This window comes from Streptomyces sp. NPDC104307 (genome assembly GCF_055584045.1).
In genome coordinates this window covers 772-18,525 of record NZ_JBVJMU010000017.1, presented here as the reverse complement: position 1 = coordinate 18,525, position 17,754 = coordinate 772, and the positions used below count along the sequence as shown (strand labels likewise).

Genomic DNA, 17,754 nt, shown 5'->3' with positions numbered 1-17,754 from the left:
CCTTCGGTGGCTCGCCGCACCGGTCCCGTTCAGCCGCCCGTGACGACCGGACGGTTCTCCGAGGGCAGTCCCCATTCGCTCCAGGAGCCGTCGTAGACCGCGGACTCCCCGTGGCCGGCCAGGGCGGCAGCCAGCGCGGGCACACAGGCGGTGACGCCCGATCCGCAGCTGAACAGCAGCCGGCTCCGGCCCGGGGCGAGCGCGTCGAACAGGGCCCGCAGCTCGGCCGCCGAGCGCATCCGGCCCTCGCGCTGGACCTCGGTGAACGGCAGGTTCACCGCCCCGGGCATATGGCCGCCGCGCAGCCCCGGGCGTGGTTCCGGCGCCGTGCCGCCGAAGCGCCCCCGGGACCGGGCGTCGAACACGACGGCCGCCGGATCGGTGAGCGCGGCCGCCACCTCGTCGACGTCCACGAACATCCCGGGGCGCGGCACGGCCGTGAAGTCCCCCCGCGCCGGGAGGCCGTCGGCGGCGCCTTCCCGGGTCGGCAGTCCGGCGGCCCTCCAGCCGGGCAGCCCGCCGTCGAGCACCGCGACCCGGTCGAGGCCCATCGCCCGGAGCATCCACCAGGCCCGTGCGGCGGAGTAGAGCCCCACCGCGTCGTAGACCACGACCGTGTCGCCGTCGTGGAGGCCGAGCGCGCGCATCTCCTCGGTGAACCGGGCCGCTCCGGGCATGGTGTGCGGCAGCGGTCCGCCGGGCTCTGACAGGGCGCCGTCGAGGTCGAAGGCGCGGGCCCCGGGGATCCGTACGGGGGCTTCCCGGTGGGCGCCGACCGAGGCGTCGAAGACCCGCAGTCCGGACCGGCCGAGCCGGGCGGCGAGCCAGTCGGGGCCCACGAGCGGGCCGGGCGGGCCGTCCTCGTACGCAGGTGCCGCTTCGTCCATGGGTGGGTCCTCCCCCGTGCCGGTGCCGAAGGGTCAAGATCGCAGCGGGGCCCCGGACTGTCAACGGCCCGCCGCCCCGGCGGTGCCTCCGGCGCTCCGGGCCGGTACCTTCCTGACCAGGGCGTCGGCAAGTGTGCGCGCCCGGTCCGACCGAAGCGAAGCGCGAGGCACGAGTCGATGGAGACCCAAGGCGGTATCACCGTGCAGCGTGCCCTGGAACTCCCCGGGCTGCGCGGCGGGCTCCCCGAGGTGGTGTCCGGCGCCGACCGGCTCAGCCGCACGGTGCGCTGGGTGCACGCGGGCGAGGTCCCCAACATCGCCTCGCTGCTCAAGGGCGGCGAACTGCTCCTCACCACCGGCCTGGGGCTCGGCACCCGCCCGGCCGAGCAGCGCGCGTTCGTCCGCAGGCTCGCGGAACGGGGCATCGCCGCCCTGGTGGTGGAGCTCGGTCCGCGGTTCAGCAGGCTGCCCGCCTCGATAGTCGACGCCGCCCGCGCCGCCGGGCTGCCGCTGGTCCAGCTGCACCGCGAGGTGCCGTTCGTGACGGTGACCGAGGAGGTCCACACCGAGATCGTCAACGGTCACTACGCGCTGCTCCAGCAGGCGGAGGAGGTCCACCGGCGCTGTACCCATGCGCTGCTCGGCGGCGGCGGGGTACCTCAGGTGCTGGGCATCCTGGCGGACTTCACGGCCAACCCGGTGTTCCTGGAGACGGCCGACGGCCAGCTCCTGTACGCGGCCGGCACCGAGTCGGGCCCGGTCTCCGCCGATCCGCTCCAGGTCTGGGACGGGATGCGCGGCGGCCGGGCGGCCCGGGAGTCGCCGCCCGTCGGCGCGGTGCTGGCGGATGTGCCGGGCGGCGGTCCCGGGACCGGTTCGGTACGGGCCAGGCTGGTGCTGCTGGCCGTGGACGGTCCGCTGGTGACGGTGCACCGGATGGCGGCGGAGCGCGCGGCGGGCCTGCTCGCCGTGGTGCTGATGCAGGCACGTCAGGAGGAGGAGCTCGCGGCGCGCGGCCGGGGTGACTTCCTGACCGATCTGGCGGAGGGCCGGATCGCCCCGGAGGACGCCCCGGCCCAGGCCCGGGTGCTCGGCTTCAAGCCGGGCGAGATGCCGCTGCTGCCCGTGGTGATGCGGCTGGCCCCCGAGCTGTCCCCGTCCGGCAATTGGGCGCTGCTGGCCCGCGCGGTCCTGGAGGAGCTGTCCTCCGTGGGGGTGCCGGTGCTGCTCGGGGTGCGGCCGGTGGAGGGCCGGGTGCCGCTGCTGCTGGCGCTGCGGACGGAGACGGAGCGTACGGCGGTGGCCGACCGGGTCGCCGCGGCGCTGCGGGCAGGGGTGGAGCGCGCCGGCCTTGAGCGGGCGGGTTCCCATCCCCCGGTCGTGGTGGTCGGGGTGGCGGGCAGCTGGGCGACGGCCGGCGCGGGGCTCCGGCACGCGGCGGAGACGGCCACGGCGGCGCAGGGGCTCGACGACCGGCCCTGGTACGACGCCCGGCGCCTCGATATCGATCTGCTGCTCTGGCGACTGCGGGACCACCCGGATCTGGCGGCGTTCGTCGAGCGGGCGATCGGCCCGCTGCGCGACCACGACCGCACCTCGCGCCCACCGCTGCTGCCCACCCTGGAGACCTATCTCGCGCACGCGGGCCGCAAGGCGGAGACCGCGCGTGAGCTGCATCTGAACCGTCAGACGCTCTACAACCGGCTCGCTCGTATCGGTGAACTTCTCGGCACCGATCTGGACGATCCGCAGGCCGTCCTGGCCCTGAGCCTGGCCCTGCGCGCCCGCCGCCACACGGTCTGAGATCCGGACCGCCCGCACCCGCCGCAACACGGCCCGAGGACCGGCCCGCACGCCACCGGCTCAGCGGTTCCGGCCCGCACGCCAGCGGCTCGGCTGTTCCGGCCCGCACTCCACCGGCTCAACGGTTCCGGGCCACCGCCAGCGGCTGTGCCAACTCGTCGTACACGCTCAGCACTTGGGCGATCGTGTCGTCCTCGGTCGGCCAGCTCGCCGCCTGCGCGATCCCCGCGGCGGCCAGCCGATCCCGTTCGGCCGGATCCCCGAGCAGCCGGGCCACCGCGCGGGCGAGCGCCTCCGCGTTCCCGTACGGCACGAGTTCTGCGGCCTCGCCCACGAGTTCGGGCACTCCGCCGACCGAGGTGGCCACCAGCGGTACGCCGATCCGCAGCGCGTCCTGGGCCAGCAGCGAGCGGGCCTCCCAGCGGCTGGGCAGCACGGCCAGGTCGGCGGCGGCCAGCAGCTCGGTGACATCGGTCCGGCTGCCGATCAGCGCGACGGGCAGGTCCTCGGCCTTGATCCGGCGCTGCAACGCCGCCCGCTCCCGCCCCTCACCCGCGATGACCAGCAGGGGTACGGTGTCGAGCCGCCGCCACGCGCGCGCCGCGTCGAGCAGCGTGCCGAACCCGTGGTGCGGCACCAGGCTGCCGACCGCCACGATCAACGGCCGCTCCACGGCGCCGAGTTCGGCACGCACCTTGTCACCGGACGGGGCGGCGGGGAGCAGCGGCGGCGGGGTGGCGACGGCTGCGAGCCGCGCGTCGCGCGCGCCGCGCTGCCTGGCCCGGTCGACCAGGTCGGAGGAGGCGCCGAGCACAACGGCCGCCGCGCGGGCGGCCCTTCGCTCCAGCAGGTGCAGCAGCCTGCGGCGGGCTCCCTCGGCGTGGGAGCGGGTGTGCCAGGTGACGACCAGCGGGACGCGGCGGCCGCCGAGCGCCAGGGCGGCCCGTACGGCGGCGTTGAGGCCGTGCGCGTGGACCACGTCGGCGCCCGCGCAGGCACCGCGCAACGCGGCGACGGCTGCGGGGTCGCCGCGCCTGGGCACGGGCGCGAAGTGCGCCCCGGTCGCGGCGAAGTCGTAGGCGCGGTCCAGCCCTGCGGGCGCGCAGACCGTGACCTGCACGCCTCGCGCGACCAGTCCGGCGGCCAGCGAGCCGACATGGGCGCTGCTTCCCGCACTGCCTCCGCCCAGTACTTGGACCGTACGCAGCTGTGACACGTTGAATGGCTCCCGGGGCTGCCGAGTCGGCGGTGTGTACACCGCCAAGGATGCCAGTCCGTACGCACGTTCCGGCACGACCGGACCGTAACTCCGGTGCGCACCGCAACAAACCGGGCGTGGCGTACCACTCGCACGGGTGAAGATCGCGGGGCCGCGGCGCCGGGTTCGGCGGCCGGGGCCCCGCGACCCGCCGCTACCCGTTCGCCCGTGCCGTGGCGAGGAGCTCCTCCGCGTGGGCGCGGGCCGTCTCCGAGTCCTCCTGGCCCGCGAGCATCCGGGACAGCTCCCGTACCCGCTCCTCGCCCTCCAGTACGGTGACGCCGCTCCGGGTCACCGAGCCGTCCACGGTCTTCTCGACCAGCAGCTGCCGGTCCGCGAACGCGGCGACCTGGGGCAGGTGGGTGACGACCACGACCTGCGCGGACCTCGCGAGCTTGGCCAGCCGCCGCCCGACCTCGACGGCCGCCTTGCCGCCGACGCCCGCGTCGACCTCGTCGAAGAGGTAGGTGGGTACCGGGTCGGAACCGGCGAAGACCACCTCGACGGCGAGCATCACCCGGGACAGCTCACCCCCGGAGGCGCCCTTGGCGATCGGCCGTGGCTGGGCGCCGGGGTGCGGGGCCAGCAGCAGTTCGACCTCGTCGGCGCCGGACGGCCCGTAGGCCACGCTGCGTCCGCCGATGTCGATGCCCGACGCCTCGTCGGGCGCCTCGGTCTGCCGGATGTCGAAGGAGACCCTGGCGTGCGGCATCGCGAGGGAGGCGAGCTCCGCGGTGACCGCCTCCGCGAAGAGCGCCGCCGCCGCCGTCCGGGCGTCGGTCAGCGCCTGGCCGAGTCCGGAGAGTTCACCGCGCAGCGCGTCCCGTTCCTCGGTCAGTTCACCGATCCGGTCGTCGTCGCTCTCCAGCTCCATGAGGCGCGCGGCCCCGTCCTCTGCCCAGGCCAGCACGGCGGTGATGTCCTCGCCGTACTTGCGGGTGAGCGCGGTGAGCGCGGCGCGGCGCTCCTCGACCGCGGCGAGCCGAAGCGGGTCGGAGTCCAGCTGGTCGGCGTAGCCCGCGAGTTCGCCCGCCACGTCGGAGAGCAGGATGGAGATCTCGCCGACCCGGTCCGCGAGGGCGGCGAGTGCCGGGTCGTGGGCCCGTACCCCTTCCAGGGCCTGACCGGCCGCCGCCACGATGGTCGTCGCGTCGACCGACTCCGGGTCCTCCGGGTTACCGGCCAGCGCGGTGTGCGCGAGGGCGGCGGCGGAGGCGAGGGCGTCCGCGTGGCCGAGCCGCTGGGCCTCCGCGGCGAGCTCGGTGTCCTCACCGGGCAGCGGTTCGACGGCGGCGATCTCGTTCAGCCCGAAGCGCAGCAGGTCGGCTTCCTGGGCCCGTTCGCGGGCACGCGTGGTCAGCTCGTCGAGTTCACCGGCGACCTCGCGCAGCCGCCGGTAGGCCGCCGCGTAGGTGGCGTGCGGTACGGCGACGCCGTCGCCCGCGTACCGGTCGAGAGCCTGCCGCTGCCTGGCCGGTTTGAGCAGCCCCTGCTGGTCGGTCTGGCCGTGCACGGCGACGAGTTCGTCGGCGAGCTCCGTCAGCACCCCCACCGGCACGGATCTGCCGCCGAGATGCGCGCGGGAGCGCCCCTCCGCGGAAACGGTACGGCTGATCAGCAGCGCACCGTCCTCGATCTCCGCACCGGCCTCCTCGGCCCGCAGCGCCGCCGCGTCGCCCTCGGACACCGTGATCCGGCCCTCGACGACCGCCGCCTTCGCGCCGATCCGTACGAGGGCGGGGTCGGCACGTCCGCCGAGCAGCAGCCCGAGGCTGGTGACGACCATGGTCTTGCCCGCGCCGGTCTCACCGGTCACGGCGGTGAAACCGGGTGACAGTTCCACCACCGCGTCGTCGATGACTCCGAGCGACCGTATCCGCATCTCCTCCAACACGGTCATGACCATACGAGGTTTCGTGGCCCCCGCGCACACGGCCACTGCCGGGACACCGGATCGGGTGGGTACGGCGGACTCCCCGGGTGCCCGGTCCGGTGTCAGTGCGGCGCGCCCCGCCACCCGGACACCGGCAGCGCGAACTTGGCCACCAGCCGGTCCGTGAAGGAGGCCTGGTGCAGCCGGGCAAGCCGGACGGGCACCGTGCCGCGCCGCACCTCAACGCGGGCGCCGGCGGGCAGCTCGACGGTCCTGCGCCCGTCGCACCACAGCACCCCGTGCGGGGTGTGCGGCTGGACCTCCACGGCCAGCACCGACGTGGGCGAGGTCACCAGCGGCTTGGCGAACAGCGCGTGGGCGCTGATCGGGACCATCAGCAGCGCCTCGACCTCGGGCCACACGACGGGCCCGCCGGCCGAGAAGGCGTACGCGGTCGAGCCGGTGGGCGTCGCGCAGACGATGCCGTCGCAGCCGAACCCGGTCACCGGCCGGCCGTCGATCTCAAGGACGACCTCCAGCATCCGCTCGGGCGACACCTTCTGCACGGCCGCCTCGTTGAGCGCCCAGTCGGTGTGGACGACGGTGCCGTTGCTGTGCACGACGACGTCGATCGTCATGCGTTCCTCGACGGAGTACGCCCGGGTGACGACCCGGTCGACGACCTTGTCCAGATCGTCGCGCTCCGCCTCCGCGAGGAAGCCGACCCGGCCCAGGTTGACGCCGAGCATCGGCACCCCGGAGGCGCGCGAGAGCTCCGCGCCGCGCAGCAGGGTCCCGTCCCCGCCGAGCACGATGAGCAGCTCGCAGCCGTTCAGCGGCCCGGGGGTGGCGTCGGTGACCGTCTCGACGGACGGTGGCAGCGGCAGGTCGGCCGCCTCCGTCGCCAGCACCCGTACGCCCAGGCCGTTGCGCAGCAGCCCCTGGACCACCAGCTCGGCGCTGCGGATCGCGGCCGGCCGGCCGGTGTGCGCCAGAAGAAAGACAGTTCGTGCCGTATTCGTCGTCAACGAGGCCCCTCCGCCACTGCACGGTCGACATCCGCGGGATCCAGCTCAGGTGCTCCGGCCCGCAGCCACAGAAAGTACTCGACGTTCCCCGACGGTCCGGGCAGCGGGCTCGCCGTCACGCCCCGGACCCCCAGTCCGAGCGGCCGGGCCCGGCGCGCCACCTCACGTACGGCCTCGGCCCGCAGCTCGGGGCTGCGCACCACCCCGCCGCTGCCGAGCCGCTCCTTGCCCACCTCGAACTGCGGTTTGACCATGAGGACCAGGTCCGCGTCCGGGGCGGCGCAGCGCGCCAGGGCGGGCATGACGAGTCCCAGCGGGATGAACGACAGGTCGCCCACCACCAGGTCGACGGCCTCGCCGTCGATCGCCTCCAGCGTCAGCTCCCGCACGTTGGTGCGGTCCTTGACGGTGACGCGCTCGTCGGACTGGAGCGACCAGGCGAGCTGCCCGTAGCCGACGTCCACGGCGACGACGTGTGCCGCTCCGGCCCGCAGCAGGACATCGGTGAACCCGCCGGTGGACGCCCCGGCGTCCAGCGCCCGGCGCCCCTCCACCTTCAGCCCCAGGGGCGTGAAGGCGGCGAGGGCGCCGGCCAGCTTGTGGCCGCCCCGCGACACGTACTCGGGGTCGCTGTCGTCCTTGGTGACGACGACCGCGGCGCTCGTCTCGACCTGGGTGGCCGGTTTGGCCGCGGTGTTGCCGCCGACGGTCACCCGTCCTGCGGCGATCAGCTGGCTGGCATGCTCGCGTGAGCGGGCGAGCTTTCTGCGTACCAGCTCGGCGTCGAGGCGGCGACGGGCCACTCCTGCCACGTTCGGTTCAGCTCCTGTTGTCGTACGAGTTGTGGTGCGGGGTGTTGTGGGGGTTGTTGCGCGAGGTGTTGTGCGGGTTGTTGTGCGAGGTGTTGTGCGGGTTGTTGTGCGCGGGCCCCGGGACGGGTGCGGGTCCTGCGTCCAGCGCGGTCAGCGCGTCGCGCAGGCCACGGTGTACATCCTCGTACACCTCGATGTGGCCGTTCGCCGGGAGGCGGTCGGCGTCGGCCAGCCGCTCCAGTCGCGCGTCCACCCCGGCGTTGCCGGTGGGCGTGCGGACGACGCCGAGGGGCGCGGGGGCCGCCGGGTCGTGCGGAGCAGCCGGGGGCGGCTCCTGCGGGGCGTCCTGCGGGATCTCCCCGGGTTCGGTTCCGGCGGCCGTCCCCGGCCCCGGCGTCGAGTCGCTCATGCGGGAAACGCTACCCCGAGGCGCTGCGGTACCGTCGATCACGATGGCGACCATGGCGGAGTGCCGCAGCGCACTCGACAGACTTTCGGACAACCTCGCGGGGGCCGACGGCGACGTGCGCAGCGCGGCGTCCCTGGACCGTTCGCTGAGCTGCCACATCAAGGACCTCGACGTCACGTTCACCGGCCGGCTGGCCGGCGGCCGGATCCAGGTCCTGGACACCGTCGAGGGGCCGCCTGCGGAAAAGGCGGAGATACGCCTCGCGATGACCGGGGACGATCTGGTGGCCCTGGTCAACGGCGAGCTGAACTTCGCCAAGGCGTGGGGCTCCGGCCGGGTACGCCTGGAAGCCGGCTTCCGAGACCTCCTGAAACTCAGATCCCTGCTGTAACCAACGGGGACCCGTCCAAATCAAACCCGACAGCTCAAGCCCGCCCCGTCAACCCAAACCCGTCCGGCCAAACCAAACCCGTCCGGCCAACCAAGCCCGTCCGGCGTTTGAGGACATCTTTCAAGCCCGTCCGGCGCTTGAGGACAAGGCGTGGCCGAAGGTCACGCGCCCCACCCACCGCACCGCGCCCCTAAACCGGCGCGACCGGCGCGACCCGCGCCCCCCGCACCCGCGCGGCCGGCACCACCAACGGCGTCCCCGTCTCCGGATCGGAGATCACCTGGCACCGCAGCCCGAACACCCGCTCCACCAGCTCCGCGGTGACGATCTCCCCGGGCGCGCCCTCCGCGACGATCTCGCCCTCCCGCATCGCGATGAGGTGCGTCGCGTACCGCGCGGCGTGATTCAGGTCGTGCAGGACGGCGACCAGCGTGCGCCCCTGCGTCTCGTGCAGCTCCGCGCACAGGTCGAGCACATCGATCTGGTGCTGGATGTCGAGGTACGTCGTCGGCTCGTCCAGCAGCAGCAGCGGCGTCTGCTGCGCGAGGGCCATCGCGATCCAGACCCGCTGACGCTGCCCGCCGGACAATTCGTCGACATAGCGATCACCGAGCTCACCGACGCCCGTCGCCGCCATCGACTCCTCGACAATGCGTTCGTCCTCCGGCGACCACTGCCGCAGCAGCCCCTGGTGCGGGTAGCGCCCCCTCGCCACCAGGTCCGCCACGGTGATGCCGTCCGGGGCGATCGAGGACTGGGGCAGCAGCCCCAGCGTCCTGGCGACCTTCTTCGCCGGCATCCGGTGAATGGACTGCCCGTCCAGCAGCACCTGGCCCCGGCTCGGCCTGAGCATCCGGGACAGCGCGCGCAGCAATGTCGACTTGCCGCAGGCGTTCGGGCCGACGATCACGGTGAACGAGTGGTCGGGTATCTCGACCGAGAGGTTCTCCGCGATGACCCGCTGGTCGTAGCCGAGGGTCACCGAGTCCGCGGTGAGGCGCTGCATGGTCGTACTCCGTGGGTCGATCGGGGTGCTGGGGGAAGTCGGGGCGGAGGAGGGCTTCGGGTGCCCGGTGCCGGATGTCATATGCGGCCCGCCTTGCGCTCGGACACCAGGAGCCACAGCAGGTAGCAGCCGCCGAGCACTCCGGTCACCACGCCCACGGGCAGCTGCCGGTCGCCGAAGGCGTCGAGCGCGACCCAGTCCGCGACGAGCAGCAGGGCGGCGCCCATGAAGGTCGCGGCCACCAGGTTGGGGCCGGTCGAGCGGGTCAGCCGGCGGGCCACCTGCGGGGCGCTGAGCGAGACGAACGCGATCGGCCCGGCGGCGGCCGTGGCCACGGCGACGAGCAGCACGGCGGAGCCCATCAGGACGAGCCGGGTGCGTTCGACCCGTACCCCGAGCGCGTACGCGGCGTCGTCGCCCATCTCCATCACCCGCAGGGCCCGGCCGTGCCCGAACACCAGCGGCAGCAGCACGGCGCAGACCGCCAGCAGCGGCCAGACCTGTGCCCAGTCCCGTCCGTCGAGCGAGCCGGTCATCCAGACGACGGCCCGGGTGGCGTCCACCAGGTCGGCCTTGGTGATCAGGTACTGGGTCACGGCGGTCAGCATGGCGGCGGCGCCGATCCCGACCAGCACGAGCCGGAAGCCGTGCACCCCGCGCTTCCACGCCAGCAGGTAGACGGCGACCCCGGTCAGCAGACCGCCGGCCACCGCACCGCCCGCGACCGCCGTCGCCCCGCCCTGGAACACCACGATCACGGTCAGCGCGCCGACCGTCGCGCCCTGGCCGAAGCCCAGCACGTCGGGGCTGCCGAGGGGGTTGCGCGAGATGGTCTGGAAGACGGCGCCGCCGGCCCCGAGCGCCGCGCCCACCAGGAGCCCCACCAGCACCCGTGGCAGCCGCAGGTCCGTGACGATGAACTCCTGCTGGAAGGTGCCGTGCCCGAAGAGGGTGGTGACGACCTCGCCCGGGGTCATGGAGAAGTCGCCGCTGCCGATGAGGACGACCCCGGCCGCGGCCACGACGGCGGCGAGCAGCACCACCACCAGGGAGGCCCGGACGTTCATCCGGAACGAGTACCCGCCTGCCGTCCGCACGGCCTTCACCGACCGGGCCGTTCCCGGCCGCCCTGCCTTCCGGGCCGTCTCCGCGGCCCCCGGCTTCTCCTTCGTGGCCTTCACAGCTGGGACATCCTCTTGCGTCGTACGAGGTGGATGAAGACCGGCCCGCCGATCAGCGCGGTGACGATGCCGACCTGGAGTTCGGACGGCCGGGCGACGATCCGGCCCACCACGTCCGCGCCGAGCAGCAGCACCGGGGAGAGCACGGCCGCGTACGGCAGGATCCACCGCATGTCGGGCCCGGTGATCGTGCGCACCAGGTGCGGGATCATCAGCCCGATGAAGACGATCGGCCCGCACGCGGCGGTCGCCGCCCCGCACAGCAGGGTGACCGCGAGCATGGCCAGCACCCGGGTCCTGGTCAGATGGGCGCCGAGCGCCCGCGCGGTGTCGTCGCCCATCTCCAGGGCGTTGAGCGGACGGGCGATGAGCAGGGTCAGCAGGACGCCGACCGCGATGAACGGCCACACCTTGCCGACGGTCTCCGTGTTCGCGGAGGCCAGCGACCCGACGGTCCAGAACCGCAGCCGGTCCAGCGCCGCCGAGTCCAGCAGCTGTACGGCGTTGACGTACCCGTACAGGGCCGCGGTGACCGCCGTCCCGGCGAGCGCGAGCCGTACCGGGGTGGCGGACCGGCTGCCCCCGAGCAGGTACACCGCCACCGAGACGATCGCGGCGCCGGCGAAGGCGAACCAGACGTACCCGGTCAGCGAGGTGACACCGAAGAAACTGATCGCGGAGACGACCGCCGCCGACGCCCCCGCGTTGACACCCAGCAGTCCGGGCTCGGCCAGCGGGTTACGGGTCAGCGCCTGCATCACCGCCCCGGCGAGGCCGAGCGCGCTGCCGACGATCAGTCCGAGCACGGTCCGGGGAATCCGCACCTTCCGTACCAGGACGTCGTCGCTGCTCCCCGCGTAGTGGAACAGGCCGTGCCAGACGTCGGCGAGGGGCAGCGCCTTGGCACCGATCCCGATACTCGCCAGGCACACCAGCACCAGGAGCGCCAAGGCGACCAGGAGCCCTGCGGCGCGAACCGCATGGCGCCTGGGGGGCGCGGTTTTGGCCGGTGCGGCTGTCGGGCCTGCACTCGGTTCCGGGGGACTCTCAACAAACACGCCGGTTAGGTTAGCCTACCCTCCTGTGACCTCGATCCGGCGTCCCACGGGCTCCGGCCTGGACGCCTGCGCGATCACCTCCGCCCGCGCCCCGGCCAGCGAGCTCGCCGCCGACGAGCGGAAGGGGGCCAGCGCGGGCACCAGCCCGGCCATGGTCAGCTCGGCGCTGACGAAACGCAGGTCCTCCGGCGCCACCCCCTTCTCACCGAAGTACGCCCGCAGATAGGGCGTCTGGAAGTCCCAGCCCTCCCGAGGGGTTCCCGGCCCGTAGGCGCCACCCCGCGCGCTGACCACCACGACGCGCTTCCCCCGGAGCAGCCCCTCCCCCGTGTCCGGCTCTGTGAGCGCGCCGGGGAATCCGACCCGGTCGATCCATGCCTTCAGCGAGGCGGAGACCGAGTAGTTGTACATCGGGGCGCCGACCAGCACGGTGTCGGCCGCCAGCAGTTCGGTGATCAGCGGGCGGGTCAGCGACCACTCCCGCCGCTCGGCCTCGCTCCCGATCAGCGCGTCCACTCCGTCCGGTGGGACGAGGCCGGTCCGCTCCGCCCTCCGGCCGAGCGTGCAGTAGGCGGTGTCCAGCGGCGGCACCGGGTCCGCGGCCAGGTCCCGGTAGCGGTATCCGGCCGGGCCGTGCGCGGTCCGCCAGGTACGGGCGAACAGTGCGGTCAGCTGCCTGCTGACCGAATCGTCCGAGCGGTTGGCGCCGGAATCCAGATGCAGCAAGGACGTCATCGGATGCTCCCCTGTCACTTCGGTTACGTTGCGTTCGTCAGGAGGGGTGACGGAACAGCACGGCGAAAGGTGACCGGTGGACGAGCGCGAGGCACTGGCGGAACGCTTCGAGGCGCGGCGCGCTCTGCTGCGCGCGGTGGCCCACCGCATGCTCGGTTCGCTGGACGAGGCGGAGGACGCGGTCCAGGAGACCTGGCTACGCCTGTGCCGGGTCGACGCCGGCGAGCTGGACAACCTGACCGGCTGGCTGCGGACGGTGGTGACCCGCATCTGCCTCGACCTGCTGCGTACCCGGAGGTCGCGCAGGGAGGACCTGGCGGAGCAGGAGGTGCTGGACCAGGTCGCCGGGTCCGCGCAGGGCAGTCCGCCGGAGGACGAGGCGCTGCTGGCCGACTCGGTGAGCCGGGCGCTGCTCGTGGTGCTGGACACGCTGGACCCCGTCGAGCGGATCGCGTTCGTGCTGCACGACATGTTCGCCGTACCGTTCAGCGAGATCGCGACCGTCGTGGAGCGCACGCCGGGCGCCACGAAGAAGATCGCCAGCCGTGCGCGTCACAAGGTACGGGGCACTCCCGTGGTCCCGGCGGCCGAACTCGCCCGCCAGCATCAGGTCGTCTCGGCGTTCCTGGCGGCCGCGCGGGCCGGTGACCTCACCGCGGTCCTCGCGGTACTGGCCCCCGATGTGGTGCGGCGTGCCGACCCCGTCGCGGTGCCGCCGGGCGGCGTGGCCGAGGCCCGGGGCGCGCACGCCGTCGCGGAGGGCACGGCGGCCCTGGCCCACCGGTCACGGCTGGCCGAACCCGCCCTGGTCAACGGCGCGGTGGGAGTCGTCGTGGCCCCGCGCGGCCGCCTGCTGTTCGCGCTCACCTTCACCATCGAGGACGACCTGATCACCGAGTACGACGTGATCGCGGACCCGGCACGCCTGCGCCGCCTCGACCTCGCCGTACTCGGCTGACGCGGAAGCGGGCACGCGGGTCCGCGCGTTCACGGGCGGCGGGCGGCGGCCGGCCAGTCCGCTGAGTGCGGGGCCACCGGCCGAACCTCCGCCGCCACAGCCGCTACAGCCGCTACAGCCCGAGCCTGGCCACGGCCTTCCCCGCGTCCAGCCCGCACGAACCCGCTCCGGCGTGCGACCACGCCACCCCGCACAGCGCCCGCAGACCGTCGAGCGCCTCCCCGTCGCCCTCCAGCACGAACTGCTCGCCCCGGACGGACGCCGTCCAACCGCCGCAGCCGAAGCCCTCGCCCTCCGGCGTCACCTCGGGCTGCCCGGTCAGCAGCCCCCGCAGATCGGCGGCCACGTAGGTCGGCCGGTGCTCCGGCTTCGCGGCCAGCAGCTGCGCCGCGTCCGCCACCCCGGTCAGCACCAGCAGCGAGTCGACACCGCCGTTGAACGCCCCCTCGATGTCCGTGTCGAGGCGGTCCCCGACCACCAACGGCCGTTCGGCACCGGTCCGCAGCACCGTCTCCCGGTGCATCGGCGACAGCGGCTTCCCGGCCACCTGCGGCTCGGCGCCGGTCGCGATCCGTACGACCTCCACGGCCGCCCCGTTGCCGGGCGCGATGCCCCGGGCGCTCGGAATGGTCAGATCCGTGTTGGACGCGAACCACGGCAATCCGCGATTGACCGCGTGGGCGGCCTCTGCGAACCGCCCCCACGTCATATCGGGCCCGCCGTATCCCTGCGCGACCGCCACCGGCTCGTCATCCGCCGACTCCACCGGCCGCAGCCCGCGTTCCCGCAGCGCCACCCGCAGCCCCTCGCCCCCGATCACCAGCACCCTGGCCCCGGCAGGCAGCTGATCGGCGATCAGCCGGGCCACGGCCTGCGCCGAAGTGATCACGTCGGCGGGTTCGGCCGGCACTCCCAGCTCGGTCAGGTGCTCCGCCACCGCGTCCGGTGTCCGCAGCGCGTTGTTGGTGACGTACGCCAGGTGCATCCCGCCGTCCCGAGCCGTGCCGAGCGCCTCGACCGCGTGGTCGATTGCCTGCCCGCCCGCGTACACCACTCCGTCGAGATCGAGCAGAGCCGTGTCGTACGCCTCACTCAACGCGGTGCCGATCCCGCTCGGCCTGGTCCTGCTCGCCTGACTCATATCCTGCGCTCCTCAATGCCTGGGTCTCCCCCGATCATCGCGCATCCACGAACCGCACATACGATGCAGAATTGACACCCTCCCCCTCCTGACGGAGCGTCCACGCCTCGGACCGTGCGGCGAGCGCCAGGTCGTAGACCTTGCGAACGCACCCGAACGTGCGCGACAGCTCCGCCGCCTGCGAACCAGTCGGGTAGAAGCGGTAGGAGCTGTGTTTCCTCCCCGAGCCAACGCACGGGGCATCCAAACAGGAGGAAAGATGAACTCACGAGGCCCTGCGGACCAGGGACTGCGGCTGATTCCGTTCCGTGGACTGCGCTACGTCCCCGAGCTGGTCGGCAGTCTCTCCGCGGTGACCTCGCCCCCGTACGACGTCGTCGTACGGCCCGACGGACTGCTCCATCTGGAATCGGCGGACCCGCACAACATCGTGCGCCTGATCCTCCCGCAGGCCGACACCGCTGCCGCCCGCCACGAACAGGCCGCCGCGACACTGAACCGCTGGCTGGCCGAGGGAATCCTCGCCCCCGACGCCGAACCCGCGCTCTACGTGTACGAGCAGCGCAACGGCGACATGCTCCAGCGCGGCGTGATCGGCGCTCTCGCCCTCTCCGACCCTGCCGACGGCATCGTGCTCCCGCACGAGGACGTGATGGCCGATGTCGTCGAGGACCGCGCCGACCTGATGCGGACCGCCGAGGCCCACCTCGAACCCCTGCTCCTGACCTACCGCAGCGACGGCCACGCCACCGGGGCGGCCGGCGTCATCGAGCGGACGATTAACCGCCCGCCGCTGCTCGCCACCACCACGGAGGACGGCTTCAGCCACCGGCTCTGGGCACTCACCGACGCGGCCGAACGGTCGGTGGTGGAGGCGGATCTGGCCCAACGCCAGGCCCTGATCGCCGACGGCCACCACCGCTGGGCCACCTATCTCAGACTCCAGCGGGAACACACAGAGCCCGGACCGTGGGACTTCGGCCTGGTACTCCTGGTCGACACGGCCAGGTACCCGCTCCGGGTACGGTCCATCCACCGGCTGCTGCACGGGCTGCCCGTCCCGGACGCGCTCGCCGCGCTGGCCGGCCTCTTCCGCGTCCGCCAGGTCGAAGGTCCGCTCCCCCGGGCCCTGGACGCCCTGGCCGGGGCGGCGGCCGAGGGCAACGCCTTCCTGCTCGCGGGCGACGGCGGATTCCACCTGGTCGACCGCCCCGAAGAGGCCCTGCTGGCCCGCACCGTCCCGGCCGACCGGCCGAAGGCCTGGCGCACGCTCGACGCGACGGTCCTGCACTCGACGCTGCTCGACCATGTCTGGCGGATCCCGGACGACCCGGCACACATCGCGTACATCCACGACACCGCCGCCGCCGTCGAACAGGCCGAACGCCACAACGCCACGGCGGTGCTGATGCATCCGGTACGCGAGGAAGTCGTCCGGGACCTGGCCCGCCAGGGCGTCACCATGCCACGCAAGTCGACCTCCTTCGGCCCCAAGCCGGCCACGGGTCTCGTCCTGCGCAGTCTCCCCCTCGGCTGACCCCGGCCCCGGCACACAGAAGAGGGCGGTACCCCGAGTGGGGTACCGCCCTCTTCTCAGGCGTTACGCCTTGACCGGACCGTCCTCGTCGTCCTCATCGTCTTCGTCGTCCTCGTCTTCGTCGTCCTCGTCATCGAGGTCGTCCGAGACGGCGGGGGCGGCGGGGGCCGGGGCGGTAGGAGCGCCGTCCTCGTCATCGTCGCCGAGAGCATCGACGAACTCGACACCGTCCAGCTCTGCGAGGCGGTCCGACGCATCGGTCGAGCCGTCCTTGTCGGCCTCCAGGGCCTTCCCGAACCACTCGCGCGCCTCATCCTCGCGACCGGCGGCCAGCAGCGCGTCCGCGTACGCGTAGCGCAGTCGCGGCGTCCACGGGTGGACGGCGCTGGAAGCCAGCTCGGAACTCTGGAGCGTCACGATGGCGGCATCGATCTGCCCCATGTCGCGACGGGCCCCGGCAGCGACCAGCCGCATCTCGACCTGTCCGGCCTTGTCCAGCTTCTGCACCTCGGGCTCACCGGCCATGGCCATCGCCCGCTCCGGCCGCCCGAGTCCACGCTCGCAGTCGGCCATGACCGGCCACAGCTCGACGGAACCGGTCATCCGACGGGACGCCCGGAACTCCGCGAGCGCCTCGGCGTACTTCTGCGTCGCGTAGGCGGCGAAGCCCGCCGCCTCACGAACGGCGGCGACCCGCGAGGCCAGTCGCAGGGCGATGCGTGAGTACGCGTACGCCTGCTCGGGGTCCTCGTCGAGCAGCCGGGCCACCATGACCAGGTTCCGGGCGACGTCCTCCGCCAGGGTCTTGGGCAGGCTCATCAGCTCCTGCCGGACATCCTTGTCGATCTCGTGGCCGGTGACCTCGTCGGGGATGGGGAGCCGCTTGATCGGCTCGCGCTCACGCTCGTCCCGACGCTCGTACCCACCACGGTCGTCGCGGCCTCGGTAGCCACCCCTGTCGCCCTCATCGCGCCGACCACGGAAACCGCCGGAAGCGCCTCCCCGACTGTCGTCACGGCGAGGCGCACGATCCCGGTCGCCACGGCTGTCGTCGCGACGGAAACCGCCACCAGTGGAACCGCCACGGCTGTCGTCGCGACGGAAGCCACCACCGGAGGAACCGCCACGGTTGTCATCCCGGCGGAAGTTGCCGCCACCGCTGCTGGGCCGGCTGTCGTCCCGGCGGAAGCCACCACCGGAAGAACCACCACGGCTGTCATCCCGGCGGAAGTTGCCGCCGGAGGAGCCGCCACGGTTGTCGTCGCGGCGGAAGTTGCCGCCACGGTTGTCGTCGTCGCGACGCGGCCCACGGGGGCGGTCGTCACGACGCTCGAACCCACCACCCGAACGCCCACCACGGTCATCATCCCGACGCGGAGCCCGGTCATCACGGCGGAAGCCACCACCGCTGGAACCGCCACGGCTGTCATCGCGACGGAAACTGCCACCCGTGGAACCGCCACGGTTGTCATCCCGGCGGAAGTTGCCGCCACCGCTGCTGGGCCGGCTGTCGTCCCGGCGGAAGCCACCGCCGGAGGAACCACCACGGCTGTCATCACGGCGGAAACCGCCACCCGAGGAGCCGCCACGGTTGTCGTCGTCGCGACGCGGCCCACGGGGGCGGTCGTCACGACGCTCGAACCCACCACCCGAACGCCCACCACGGTCATCATCCCG

The 17,754-nt window shown here is 73.3% G+C and carries 16 protein-coding genes and 2 pseudogenes; 5 read left to right on the top strand and 13 right to left on the bottom strand.

The window, feature by feature from the left end; translation table 11 throughout:
- Positions 1-29: 29 nt before the first annotated feature.
- A complete protein-coding gene (locus tag ACZ601_RS31330) occupies positions 30-887 on the bottom strand; it encodes a sulfurtransferase (protein ID WP_469544360.1) in 858 nt (285 codons plus the stop codon).
- 177 nt (positions 888-1,064) lie between these two features.
- Here ACZ601_RS31330 and ACZ601_RS31325 point away from each other — a divergent pair, with 177 nt between their 5' ends.
- The gene (locus ACZ601_RS31325) at positions 1,065-2,690 is read left to right on the top strand and encodes a PucR family transcriptional regulator (protein WP_469544358.1); all 1,626 of its coding nucleotides are present in this window, start codon (positions 1,065-1,067) and stop codon (positions 2,688-2,690) included.
- A gap of 118 nt (positions 2,691-2,808) precedes the next feature.
- Here ACZ601_RS31325 and ACZ601_RS31320 read toward each other — a convergent pair whose 3' ends face one another.
- The 5 genes from ACZ601_RS31320 to ACZ601_RS31300 form a co-directional block, all read right to left on the bottom strand.
- Positions 2,809-3,906, bottom strand: a complete 1,098-nt coding sequence (locus ACZ601_RS31320) for a glycosyltransferase family 4 protein (RefSeq protein ID WP_469544356.1) — start codon at positions 3,904-3,906, stop codon at positions 2,809-2,811.
- A 196-nt stretch (positions 3,907-4,102) separates the two neighbouring features.
- Complete coding sequence (recN, locus tag ACZ601_RS31315; RefSeq protein ID WP_469544355.1) at positions 4,103-5,848, bottom strand: DNA repair protein RecN; 1,746 nt, start codon at positions 5,846-5,848, stop codon at positions 4,103-4,105.
- 95 nt (positions 5,849-5,943) lie between these two features.
- Entirely contained in the window at positions 5,944-6,849 is a 906-nt protein-coding gene (locus tag ACZ601_RS31310; protein ID WP_440573165.1) for an NAD kinase, read from the bottom strand.
- Entirely contained in the window at positions 6,846-7,661 is an 816-nt protein-coding gene (locus ACZ601_RS31305; protein WP_469544353.1) for a TlyA family RNA methyltransferase, read from the bottom strand. The genes ACZ601_RS31310 and ACZ601_RS31305 overlap by 4 nt, the downstream gene beginning before the upstream one ends.
- Positions 7,662-7,668: 7 nt before the next feature.
- The gene (locus ACZ601_RS31300; protein ID WP_469544350.1) at positions 7,669-8,070 is read right to left on the bottom strand and encodes a hypothetical protein; all 402 of its coding nucleotides are present in this window, start codon (positions 8,068-8,070) and stop codon (positions 7,669-7,671) included.
- A gap of 43 nt (positions 8,071-8,113) precedes the next feature.
- On the opposite strand from ACZ601_RS31300, the gene ACZ601_RS31295 reads away from it, so the two are divergent.
- On the top strand, positions 8,114-8,461 hold the full coding sequence (locus tag ACZ601_RS31295; RefSeq protein WP_024494660.1) for an SCP2 sterol-binding domain-containing protein: 348 nt from the start codon (positions 8,114-8,116) through the stop codon (positions 8,459-8,461).
- Between the two features lie 190 nt (positions 8,462-8,651).
- Here ACZ601_RS31295 and ACZ601_RS31290 read toward each other — a convergent pair whose 3' ends face one another.
- The 4 genes from ACZ601_RS31290 to ACZ601_RS31275 form a co-directional block, all read right to left on the bottom strand.
- Complete coding sequence (locus ACZ601_RS31290) at positions 8,652-9,467, bottom strand: ABC transporter ATP-binding protein (RefSeq protein ID WP_469544348.1); 816 nt, start codon at positions 9,465-9,467, stop codon at positions 8,652-8,654.
- A 77-nt stretch (positions 9,468-9,544) separates the two neighbouring features.
- Positions 9,545-10,534, bottom strand: coding sequence for a FecCD family ABC transporter permease (locus ACZ601_RS31285; RefSeq protein WP_440578615.1), 990 nt, complete (start codon positions 10,532-10,534; stop codon positions 9,545-9,547).
- 110 nt (positions 10,535-10,644) lie between these two features.
- A complete protein-coding gene (locus ACZ601_RS31280) occupies positions 10,645-11,607 on the bottom strand; it encodes a FecCD family ABC transporter permease (protein WP_440578614.1) in 963 nt (320 codons plus the stop codon).
- A gap of 114 nt (positions 11,608-11,721) precedes the next feature.
- Positions 11,722-12,441: an FMN-dependent NADH-azoreductase gene (locus tag ACZ601_RS31275; protein ID WP_469544346.1), complete on the bottom strand. Its 720-nt coding sequence runs from the start codon at positions 12,439-12,441 to the stop codon at positions 11,722-11,724.
- 76 nt (positions 12,442-12,517) lie between these two features.
- Here ACZ601_RS31275 and ACZ601_RS31270 point away from each other — a divergent pair, with 76 nt between their 5' ends.
- On the top strand, positions 12,518-13,399 hold the full coding sequence (locus ACZ601_RS31270; protein ID WP_469544344.1) for a sigma-70 family RNA polymerase sigma factor: 882 nt from the start codon (positions 12,518-12,520) through the stop codon (positions 13,397-13,399).
- 112 nt (positions 13,400-13,511) lie between these two features.
- Here ACZ601_RS31270 and ACZ601_RS31265 read toward each other — a convergent pair whose 3' ends face one another.
- Positions 13,512-14,540 carry an HAD-IIA family hydrolase gene (locus tag ACZ601_RS31265; RefSeq protein WP_469544342.1) on the bottom strand — a complete coding sequence of 343 codons (1,029 nt, stop codon included), beginning with the start codon at positions 14,538-14,540 and terminating at the stop codon, positions 13,512-13,514.
- 61 nt (positions 14,541-14,601) lie between these two features.
- Positions 14,602-14,787, bottom strand: a pseudogene (locus tag ACZ601_RS31260) (helix-turn-helix domain-containing protein); the annotation flags it as partial.
- Between the two features lie 12 nt (positions 14,788-14,799).
- Here ACZ601_RS31260 and ACZ601_RS31255 point away from each other — a divergent pair.
- Entirely contained in the window at positions 14,800-16,077 is a 1,278-nt protein-coding gene (locus ACZ601_RS31255) for a DUF1015 family protein (protein WP_469544340.1), read from the top strand.
- A 63-nt stretch (positions 16,078-16,140) separates the two neighbouring features.
- Here ACZ601_RS31255 and ACZ601_RS31250 read toward each other — a convergent pair whose 3' ends face one another.
- Positions 16,141-16,896, bottom strand: a complete 756-nt coding sequence (locus ACZ601_RS31250) for a tetratricopeptide repeat protein (protein ID WP_469544338.1) — start codon at positions 16,894-16,896, stop codon at positions 16,141-16,143.
- Positions 16,897-16,926: 30 nt separating this feature from the next.
- Here ACZ601_RS31250 and ACZ601_RS31245 point away from each other — a divergent pair.
- Positions 16,927-17,754 (top strand): annotated as a pseudogene (locus ACZ601_RS31245) (hypothetical protein); the annotation flags it as partial.